Origin of the sequence: Psychrobacter sp. (assembly GCF_035469765.1) — a bacterium.
Lineage (GTDB): Bacteria > Pseudomonadota > Gammaproteobacteria > Pseudomonadales > Moraxellaceae > Psychrobacter.
This window is the reverse complement of sequence record NZ_DATIRM010000244.1, coordinates 1-3691: the sequence shown is the minus strand read 5'-3', so window position 1 is coordinate 3691 and position 3691 is coordinate 1. Positions and strand designations below refer to the sequence as shown.

At 40.8% G+C, this 3691-nt stretch carries 4 protein-coding genes and 1 tRNA gene; 3 read left to right on the top strand and 2 right to left on the bottom strand.

The features are described 5' to 3' along the window. Positions 1-348 precede the first annotated feature (348 nt). Positions 349-1086 carry a YdcF family protein gene (locus VLN09_RS06985; protein ID WP_414709101.1) on the bottom strand — a complete coding sequence of 246 codons (738 nt, stop codon included), beginning with the start codon at positions 1084-1086 and terminating at the stop codon, positions 349-351. Between the two features lie 437 nt (positions 1087-1523). After that, positions 1524-1614, bottom strand: a tRNA-Ser gene (locus tag VLN09_RS06980). A 275-nt stretch (positions 1615-1889) separates the two neighbouring features. On the opposite strand from VLN09_RS06980, the gene VLN09_RS06975 reads away from it, so the two are divergent. From VLN09_RS06975 to VLN09_RS06965, 3 genes are all read left to right on the top strand, one after another. Beyond that, positions 1890-2735, top strand: coding sequence for a DNA/RNA non-specific endonuclease (locus VLN09_RS06975; RefSeq protein WP_325244992.1), 846 nt, complete (start codon positions 1890-1892; stop codon positions 2733-2735). 74 nt (positions 2736-2809) lie between these two features. Next, the gene (locus tag VLN09_RS06970; RefSeq protein ID WP_325244990.1) at positions 2810-3073 is read left to right on the top strand and encodes a hypothetical protein; all 264 of its coding nucleotides are present in this window, start codon (positions 2810-2812) and stop codon (positions 3071-3073) included. Positions 3074-3344: 271 nt separating this feature from the next. Then, positions 3345-3691, top strand: a 347-nt coding sequence (locus VLN09_RS06965; RefSeq protein WP_325244988.1) for a DUF2147 domain-containing protein, incomplete at its 3' end; no start/stop codon positions are given.

The following is a 3691-nucleotide window of genomic DNA, read 5'->3' as shown; positions in this document are numbered from 1 at the left end:
AGAAGTGCTTGAACGCGCTTGCCGCGGTGATGTGATGACGATGGCACTAGAAAATGCACAAACCCAGTTGCAACAGCTGTTTGCGCTAACTGGCGCAGTAGTGACGGTCACCACGCAAGGTGCGGGTTCATGTCAGCTGCCCCTTTCAAGCTCATAATATTGGTGAGTATATTTAACTAGGGCGTGTCCTCAATTCAATCGATGGACATCTAAGTGGGCTAAAAATGGCTAAATTTTGTCAAACATCGTCAAATAGCTGGGTAATATCCCGATATTAACCGCGCTATTTCCCTTGTTTGACTGCCATTTATCTCATTTTTATCTCCATTTTTAAAATGAGGACACGCCCTAATATTCGCCAAATAACCAGCCGCTAATAAAGGCAAAGTACTCACGAAACCACGCGTTATAGCGAATGGATAGTGGCGTGGAGCTAGCGAGCATCATAGGTTGCAAATAGCCTTGATGCCGAGCGATACTTTCGGCGCGAATAATATGAAAGTCACTGGTCACGATAGCAATTGGCGTGGCAATAGAAATACCTTTTGCCGCTAATATTTCTTGGCTATAAATAAGATTCTCTGCTGTGCTCGTGCTCTTACCTTCTTGCACGATACGTTTAAGAGGTATGTCATACGTTTCATGTAAATAGTTTGCCATGATATTGGCTTCGCTATATGTCTGACCAAAACCCATACCACCACTAGTGATGACCTGCGCATTTTCCTGTGAGTTAATAATAGGAGCGGCAGTATCCAAACGTTTGGCAAGGGTTGGCGTCGGTTTACCTGCGACTGTACCTGACCCGAGCACAATGATGGCAGCGACGTCAGGTATGGGTTTAGCACTTTGTTTAATCTGTTGCTGTAATGCATAAACGAAAACGCCAAAGCTGATTAGCCAAATAAAAAATAGTATCCATAGTGCATACCAAAGGCGGCTTAACCAACGGTTTTGGCGGATAAGCCTTTTTATAGTATGCCAAAAAATGCCATGAGCAACGAACACCATGCCCAATAAGAAAGGCATAACAGAGCCAAAATCAATCTTACCAACTGCCATTAAAATCGCGCAGTGGACCATCATAGTACCGCCACTAATGATTAATATAACTCGCAACAATACGGTTGGATTTTTTAGCATGGGTACACGATTATTTAAGGGCAATGTATTCACTGAGTCTTCTATGCGGCTCTTGTTTGAAGCACTATTTAGATGCTAATTAGGTATCTAATAAGCGACGGATTGCTGCCATGATAGCGTATCCCATTTGGAGATAACGTCTTATTGTTGTTACCAACAGAGGTAGGTTGAGAGTAAGCTAACAGCCAAATTCGGAAAGTAAATTAGCTTGGTTAAAGATTAAAGAATTAATTTAATAAAGCGAATATAACTGTGGGGAAGTGCTAGAAAAGACTCTTAAAAATCACAAGCACAGAAAAACTACAGATTCTGTTTTAAGAGATCTGAAAGGTATTTAGGAGAGAGTGGTAAAAGATAGGAAAACAGAGTATAAATAAGATTGGCGGTGAAGGAGGGATTCGAACCCTCGATACGCGATTAACGTATACACACTTTCCAGGCGTGCGGTTTCAGCCACTCACCCACTTCACCGTTTTTAGTCCTGCTGACTTAAATACTGCACAGATTATTGATTGCAAATCTGATTTAGGCCTCAAGCGTTTAGATCCTGTATAGAGCACACAGGCACTGATTTTTGCAGGACTTAGTATAGCGGATAGCATTTAAAATGTCACGGTTTGCGCATCATCTTTCTTTATTGGTAGACGCCTGCTAGGATAGAGCATACCTAATAGCAAGCATAAATGGTTGAAAGTTGCATGAGAAGTGTTTTTAAGCATGGAGTTAATCTGAAAAACAGCACGATAATGGTAATAATCGCTACCGTTTTAAGCGTATCAACGGCACATGCCGATGATTTTACACAGTGTAGCCAATCATTTTATGGCGGCGTGTATCCTGAATTTAGCAATACGAAGCTGAGCAATAATACCCAAGCGCTATGTATGGATGGTTTCGCTGTCATGTACTCTGGTGTGTCACGTACACCGTTATGGTCAGCAGAGTATCTGAATCGTAAGCGTTTGCAGCAGGCGAAACAAATCGACCGTGAAGACAGCTTTCATGAAGAAAGCCGATTACCGCAATCGATGCGCGCCAGGCTCTCGGACTATTCAGGCTCAGGTTATGACCGCGGACACCTAGCGCCTAATGGCGATATGGCAAATCGCAGTCAGCAGTATGATAGCTTTAGCCTCGCCAATATCGCTCCACAGTCACCGCGCAATAATCGTTATATTTGGCGCAATATTGAATCGGCGACCCGTTATTTAACGCAGCAATATGGCGAGGTTTATACCATTACAGGGGTAGCATTTACCGACAAAAAAGTTAAGCAGTTAGCAGGGCGTGTGCTGGTGCCGAGTCATTTTTTTAAAGCTGTTTATATTCCAGCAAGTAACCAAGCAGGCGTGTATTATGCGCCGAATGATGAATCTGAGCGTATAGAGATTATTAGTATTGATGAATTGACGGCTAAAATCGGTATTGATGTTCTGCCAGTACTTGATGCAAAAACCAAAGCACAAGCCTTGAATTTGCCACTAAAAGCTGGTGAAGCTGTGGATGTACCAGAAACAAATATAGACGAACCTACTTGGATGCTATTTGTAGTAGCTATTTTTGAATGGCTTATAGGACAATTACAGACATAAATCGTCTAAATACTACTGAATTTGTGTGGTTTTGATAACTTTTGTAATGTGTTACTTATAAAAAGGAGCAGCAAATGATTGACCCATTTGCCAATAATCACCAAAGTATGCAAATTGGTGAGCTGGTTATTGAAAATCAAGAAGATAAAATTATTATTTATGGAGACATTAATCTGGTTTTAAATGACGTTGGATATGAGCAAGCAAAGCAGCTGCATGAGCTTAGTAGTAAGATTTTACACGCATTTGAAAGCCGCTCTCTCTATAGTAATGATGATGCTAAGTCAAAAGAAAAAGATGACCAATCGGGCGAAATTATAGACAATCCATTCCTGTAACTGATTGATATCGTTTTGGTTTTATAGAAATAATAAACTATTAAAAAATTACTAGGCAAACGCTAAAAATTGCTTATAATGGGCCAAGACAACGCTTATGCTGTCTGGATTTTTTATAGAAAGTAAGTTGGTCATTTGGTATTTTCTGTACTAATGAGCGAAAATTAAATATAGTACCATTGAGCTGTAATAAAAAATTGTTGGCAAAGGATAAGCTTAGGACATAGAAACATATCGTTTCTAGTAATCATTAATTGAAGGGAGTCTATTTATGAAACTATTCGCAAAAACTACATTAGCAGTTGCTGGTATCAGTTTAGCAAGCATGGCATTCGCCGCTGATCCGTTAGCCAATACTACTTGGCAGACGTATGATGAAGGCAAGCCAAAAGGCGTTGTTAAAATCATGGAGTCAAATGGTGTGTTCACGGGCCAGCTTATCAGCACCGTGTCAGAGAAAGGTCAGAAACACGTTGGTATGACGAGTATCTCTGGACTAAAAGCTGATGGTATCGGTGAATACAGTGGTGGTAAGATCAGTGACCCTGAAAACAACACAAATTACAAACTGACGGCTAACTTGAAAGGTAGCAATCTTGACCTAAAAGGTCACTTAGG

Excerpts from the sequence above, each read along its gene's own strand:
- VLN09_RS06975 (WP_325244992.1), top strand. The coding sequence starts at position 1,890 with ATGGTAATAATCGCTACCGTTTTAAGCGTATCAACGGCACATGCCGAT.
- VLN09_RS06985 (WP_414709101.1), bottom strand. The coding sequence starts at position 1,086 with ATGATGGTCCACTGCGCGATTTTAATGGCAGTTGGTAAGATTGATTTT.
- VLN09_RS06970 (WP_325244990.1), top strand. The coding sequence starts at position 2,810 with ATGATTGACCCATTTGCCAATAATCACCAAAGTATGCAAATTGGTGAG.